Raw genomic sequence first — 5,947 nt, 5'->3', positions numbered from 1 at the left:
TGCCTACATTCTGGATCTGCGAAGCAATCCGGGAGGACTATTACAAGCGGGGATAGAAATTGCCCGACAGTGGCTAGATGGAGGTACGATAGTCTATACAGTGAACCGGCAAGGCATAGTCGGCAGTTTTGAAGCGATGGATGAAGCACTGACCGACGATCCCTTAGTCGTGTTAGTCGATCGCGGGACTGCCAGCGCCAGTGAAATTCTGGCCGGTGCTCTACAGGATAATGGACGGGCCTTGTTGGTGGGAGAAAAAACGTTTGGCAAGGGGTTGATTCAGTCCCTATTTGACTTAGCCGATGGTTCGGGATTAGCGGTAACCGTGGCGAAGTACGAAACACCAAATCACCGGGATATCCATAAGTTGGGGATCGTTCCGGATAAAGAGGTGGCATTAGATCCGATATCGCGCGATCGCTTGGCAACGGAGTTCGATCGCCAATATCAAGCGGCATTGGACTTACTCATTGATCCCAAGGTGGTGGCGGGTGTCCACTAGGGTTTGGGCGCTTGTTTAGAGCCACCAGGGCGCGATCGCGACTCGGCTTTAATCAGGCAGAGGCTGTCATTTGTCAAATTTGAACCCTAGGAAGAGGGAGAAGGGTCTAAACCAGTCAATGGATTTAAAATCTCTGGTTTAGGGGCGATCGCCTTAACCCGTTTGGGAGTGATGGACGCCGGTTTGACAAAGGAGGATTCGCACTCCCTAACCCTGGACGATCCGGATTGAAAAGTGACACATCCGCAAAGCCAACTTGGAGAGGACCTCGGTAAGGTGATTCTAGTGGGTTATGGAAGAGGATGAAACATTATGAACCCGAGCTTTTTTGGTCATCAGCAACATAGAAATAGCTATCCGGGCACTCCGGATTCGGCTTTGACAAATCAAGGGTCGGGTCTGGTCAAGGGGCCTGCAAGGGGCAAACGCCAGCGCCGGTCTACCTGGGAAGGTCCCTCCCCCAGTGGGGTGGCGTTGGGGTCCCCAGGGTTATCCCCTCAGCAGTTACGTCAACAAGCGAGTTTGACGGTTCAACGGGGAGACTATGCCGGGGCGATCGCCCTGCTGAGTTCGTTAGTCTCTCAGAATCTCGCCAGTGCCATTGACTACAACAATCGCGGGTTGATGTATTTTCAAAGCGGTGAGTATGAGAAAGCCCTGGACGATTATAACCAAGCGATCGCGCTGGATTCTCAACTGTCGCAAGCCTACAACAATCGGGGTAATTGTTATGCAGCATTAGGGTGGAGGGTAGAGGCGACCCTGGACTACGACATGGCGATCGACCTGAATCCCTTTAACGTGCGGGCGCTGATTAATCAGGGGATCACCTTGCGAGAAATGGAAATCTATGAATTGGCGATCGAGAATTTTGAGATAGCCTTGGGACTCGGGCAAATTGAAGGGCATATCTTTGCTGAACGAGGCCGGACTTATCATGTGATGGGGGAATGGAATGCGGCGATCGCCGACTATCGACGGGCCCTGGAATTTTTGCCCGAGTCTACCGCTTCATCCACTGAGGTTTCCACCCGGTTGCGATCGCTAGTCAAAAATTGGATTCATGAACTGATTGGGTCTTCCGAGACCGATCCTCATTCCTAAGCGAGAGTCTCAATGATAGCCCTGATCCTACTTCCTCGGATAAAAACCGTTAGGGAAGCATAACCGGCAAAATATGCCAAGGTTATGCTATTTTTGAAAGCATCTTTTACCCGTCGCCATGCCAGCCTTGTTAAAGGGTTAACGCTTCACTGGGGCAGTCGGCTTATTTATCAATCACAATTTGAACTTTATCGGGATCGACCCGATAGCTGTGTTCTTCCATAATACTCGTCGCTTGTTCTGGAGCCATCAACCGTTGCAGTTCGGTTTGCAAGCGATTCACTCGGGTTTCAACATGGTTGACTTCAGCGCGAATATCCTGTAAATCTTGCTGCCGAGACTGTTGATACGGCAGCAGGGTAATTACTGCAGAGACGGCAACCACCGAAAGAACCGCGTTGACGGCTAATTTCACAGTGGTTTCAGCGGCGATCGCCCGGTAAAGATGTCGCCGTTGGTGCTGTTGCGACAACCCGCGTCTTTTTGGACGTCGCGTTTCCACAGGTATTAAATGGGGCGTTGAGGGTTGAATTGCATTCATCAGAGTGACTATCCCTTACCTTGCCTGAAATATCAGTTTCAATTCAAAAAAAAGCATTTACCGGATCTAAACCGGGCTTTGTGGTTGCGCGGCAGGACGAGCGCGTATCCCACCTGAATTCTACTCCCTTGTTTAGATTTCAACCGCCTACCTTAAGACTTTTTTTTGAAAAATGCTTGCAAAAAATTCCTCAATCCTCAAATCATCCCCGAGATCAACCCGGTTAGGGGGTCCTGATTGGCTATTTTGTGTTCTGGCATTGATTTCGGAAACAGGTTCCCAAATTAAGAGCCGGTCAAGGACCCTTGGCTAAAGCAATGGTCCTCGACCGGCCCTAAGCCATTTGACTGGGACAACCTTACTTGTACAGTTCGGTTGCCAGACGGAAGGCTAAGATTCCCGGAATTAAAGCAATAACCAGTGCGACTAGGACTTGGGTTTCAGAGATTCCCATAATTCAGACCTCCTTGATATTTGGATATTTTTAACTACTGTCGGCTATTTCGTGCCGTGAGGAAACCCATTGTTACAATATGCAACAAATAGTTCGGCCATTTTACTCCGTCTGGTTCCCTCAAGGTGACCACAAAGCCCGAATAAGTCCCTCAGATGCGGGATTCCTGGGTAGAGGTTGGGTAAAGAACCCGCGAATTTGTTGCTTTCTGTTCAACATTTTTGTACAGAAACGCAGTTGTCTTTTGGCTACTGTAGCGATGCTCTCGGGGGTCAAAATGGCGATCGCACAGGGGGGATCAGGCCAAATTTATTCCCGGAAACCGGAGATCTGGGGTACTGAAATTTCTAATAAAAGGTTAAGCTGATTGAAGACCGTTGATCATTTGATCGCAAGTGATTGCCCCCCATTTTGCCCTAGGTCTCCACAACTGGCAGGCTACTCTCGACTGGCACAGAGGGCTTCACCGGCCTAAGTCCCTCGTCAGAGGAGGACTTTTCGAGACTCAAAGGCAGTAAAGAGGCAAAATCCTGGACGAATGATTAGCTCGGTTTCCCTGCGTGACCGCTATCAAGGAAAATTTTTCGTTAATGCTAGACCGATTTAGTGATTTTTATCCCCATAATATCGGAATTGAAACAGGTTTCCTGCTGCTGATTTTAGTAGCGTTGGAGTCGGTGCTCTCGGCAGACAATGCGATCGCCTTAGCATCGATTGCCCAAGGATTATCGGACCCGAAGATCCAGCGTCAGGCCCTCAATTTTGGGCTAATAGCTGCTTTTATCCTGCGGATAGCGTTGATTTTTACCGCCACCTGGGTGATCAACTTTTGGCAGTTCCAGCTCATTGGAGCGCTTTATTTGTTGTGGTTAGTCTCTCAGTATTTTATGTCCTCGCAGGGCGAAGACAATCAGCGCAGTGGCCCGAAATATAATTCGTTGTGGCAAACGATTCCCATCATTGCCATGACGGATTTGGCCTTTTCATTGGATAGTGTCACCACGGCGATCGCTGTTTCCTCAGAAATTTGGCTGATTGTTACCGGTGCAACCATTGGAATTGTTGCCCTGCGGTTTATGGCGGGGTTATTTATCCGCTGGTTGGATGAATACGTTCACCTGGAAGATGCCGGCTATATTACAGTCGGTTTGGTGGGATTGCGTCTGCTTCTGCGCGTGTTTGACGCCGATTTCATCCTGCCGGAATGGTTCTTGATTTCCTCGGTTGTGGTGTTATTCATCTGGGGATTTTCCGTCAGGAAGCCTGAGACAGAACTGGAAAATGTGGTTGAATCTGCCATGAGTAATGATGCAGATGCGGTGGCTCCAATCCAGGAAACGGAAGAAGTTATTCAGGACTAAGCGTTTATAAGAATTAAGAATTCACCCAGTTCAGTTCTTAATTCTTAACGCTTAGTCCTGGAGTCTCAAGGTCTCAGCTTCAAAATAAAAGGGCCGATCGCCTCTATTCTTCAAGCCAAGGTGCCATCGCTGAATCCCAACTGACCAGTTCTTCCGGTGTAAACCACAGGCTAATTTCATGGGCAGCGGTTTCGATCGCATCGGACCCGTGGATCAGGTTGCGTCCCACACTAACGCCAAAGTCTCCCCGAATCGTCCCCGGTTCTGCGGTTAAGGGATTGGTTGCGCCAATGATTTTCCGAGCCGAGGAAACCACCCCATCTCCTTCCCATACCATTGCCACCAATGGACCCGAGGTGATGAACTTGACTAACCCAGGAAAGAAAGGTTTTTCCTGGTGAACCTGGTAATGTTTCTCGGCCAGTTCCCGAGGCACGCTCATCATTTTCAGTCCCACCAGGGTAAACCCTTTGGCTTCAAACCGCCGAATAATTTCCCCAATGAGTTTGCGTTGGACTCCATCGGGCTTGATTGCGATAAATGTCCGTTCCAAACCAATCTCCTAGCACTTGACGATTAACAACTATCACCTCTGTAGGGTATCTCAGAACGTCCCCTCCTCAAGGTCTGAACCCAAATCAATTTCTCGAATCCTCGGTTCTGTGTCATCTGAAATGCCCGAGTTTTCGTTCAATATGCTAACATCCACGGTTATGAGAGCGCTGTTGTATTCTGGCGGTTGAGGCCGGATTCACCTCGGTTAATCCAGGGAAAAGGAGCGCTGCATGACATCCCGGCAAGGGATGAAAATTAACGATTTAATGGACTGGGAGCGCGTTGTTGGGAGGCCACGAAGAAATTATGGGAGTTAAGCCAAATATCGCAGATCAGACCCACCTCGGAGAAAACTCGACAGATGGGAACGGGAGCGAAGACAAGGGGTCAGGGTCGATCGCCCCAATTGTGTTGCATCCTTCTAAGCAGGCGCAACCTTGGACGATTGAGCAGAGTGAGGAACTATATCGGATTACCGGCTGGGGAGAGCCTTATTTTTCCATTAATGCCGCAGGTCATGTGACGGTATCTCCCCGGGGCGATCGCGGTGGATCGTTGGATTTGCTGGAACTGGTCCAAGCTCTCGGACAGCGCAATCTGGATTTACCCCTGCTGATTCGCTTTTCAGATATTTTAGAAGACCGGATCGAACGGTTGAATGCTTGCTTTTCTAAAGCGATCGCTCGCTATAAGTACCCCGGCGTCTACCGAGGGGTGTTTCCGGTGAAGTGCAACCAACAACGCCACCTGATTGAGGATTTAGTCCGCTTCGGTCAACCCCATCAATTTGGCCTGGAAGCGGGTTCTAAACCGGAACTGATGATTGCCCTCGCCACTCTGAAAACCGAGGGTGCACTGGTGATTTGTAATGGCTACAAAGACCGGGAATACATTGAAACGGCAATTTTAGCCCAGCGTCTGGGTCAGCAGCCAATCGTGGTGATCGAACAGTTGGAAGAGGTGGAGATGGTGATCGCCGCCTCCAAATCCCTGGGGATTCAGCCGATCTTAGGGGTGCGGGCTAAACTGATGAGCAAAGGAATTGGTCGCTGGGGAGGTTCCTCGGGCGATCGCGCTAAATTTGGTCTGACCATTCCTGAAATCATTCATGCGGTAGATCAACTCGCTGCCGCTGATATGCTCTCCTGCCTCCAGTTGTTACATTTCCATATTGGTTCTCAAATTTCTGCCATTAGCAAGGTTAAAGATGCCATCCGCGAAGCCAGCCAGATTTATGTAGAATTGGCTAAGTTGGGGGCAAACATGAAGTATTTGGATGTTGGTGGCGGTTTAGGCGTCGATTACGATGGCTCTAAAACCGATTTCCACGCTTCCAAAAACTACAATATGCAGAACTACGCCAATGATATTGTGGCGGAAGTGAAGGAAGCTTGTGAAGAAGGTCAGGTGTCGATGCCGACTCTGATCAG

The 5,947-nt window shown here is 49.6% G+C and carries 7 protein-coding genes; 4 read left to right on the top strand and 3 right to left on the bottom strand.

All coding sequences use genetic code 11. The annotated features are described in order from the left end of the window. Both J0895_RS23845 and J0895_RS23840 read left to right on the top strand, forming a co-directional pair. Positions 1-502, top strand: a 502-nt coding sequence (locus J0895_RS23845) for a S41 family peptidase (protein WP_242541551.1), incomplete at its 5' end; no start/stop codon positions are given. Positions 503-814: 312 nt separating this feature from the next. Beyond that, the gene (locus tag J0895_RS23840) at positions 815-1,606 is read left to right on the top strand and encodes a tetratricopeptide repeat protein (protein WP_207090477.1); all 792 of its coding nucleotides are present in this window, start codon (positions 815-817) and stop codon (positions 1,604-1,606) included. A 163-nt stretch (positions 1,607-1,769) separates the two neighbouring features. On the opposite strand, the gene J0895_RS23835 is transcribed toward J0895_RS23840, so the two are convergent. Further along, the gene (locus tag J0895_RS23835) at positions 1,770-2,147 is read right to left on the bottom strand and encodes a slr1601 family putative cell division protein (RefSeq protein ID WP_207090476.1); all 378 of its coding nucleotides are present in this window, start codon (positions 2,145-2,147) and stop codon (positions 1,770-1,772) included. A 358-nt stretch (positions 2,148-2,505) separates the two neighbouring features. Beyond that, positions 2,506-2,601, bottom strand: a complete 96-nt coding sequence (gene psaM, locus J0895_RS23830; RefSeq protein ID WP_207090475.1) for a photosystem I reaction center subunit XII — start codon at positions 2,599-2,601, stop codon at positions 2,506-2,508. A gap of 590 nt (positions 2,602-3,191) precedes the next feature. Between psaM and J0895_RS23825 the strand changes: the two genes are divergently transcribed. After that, a complete protein-coding gene (locus J0895_RS23825) occupies positions 3,192-3,962 on the top strand; it encodes a TerC family protein (RefSeq protein WP_207090474.1) in 771 nt (256 codons plus the stop codon). Between the two features lie 103 nt (positions 3,963-4,065). Here J0895_RS23825 and ndk read toward each other — a convergent pair whose 3' ends face one another. Continuing rightward, positions 4,066-4,515 (bottom strand): nucleoside-diphosphate kinase, encoded by a 450-nt coding sequence (gene ndk / locus J0895_RS23820; RefSeq protein ID WP_207090473.1) that lies wholly within the window; start codon positions 4,513-4,515, stop codon positions 4,066-4,068. A gap of 308 nt (positions 4,516-4,823) precedes the next feature. On the opposite strand from ndk, the gene speA reads away from it, so the two are divergent. Continuing rightward, positions 4,824-5,947: biosynthetic arginine decarboxylase (gene speA / locus J0895_RS23815; protein WP_242541550.1), on the top strand; the 1,124-nt coding region annotated here is incomplete at its 3' end.

The sequence above is a fragment of the Phormidium pseudopriestleyi FRX01 genome (assembly GCF_017313335.1).
Classification (GTDB): domain Bacteria; phylum Cyanobacteriota; class Cyanobacteriia; order Cyanobacteriales; family Laspinemataceae; genus Laspinema; species Laspinema pseudopriestleyi.
Note: the sequence above shows the minus strand (reverse complement) of the source record. Positions and strands in the feature narration are given on the sequence as shown.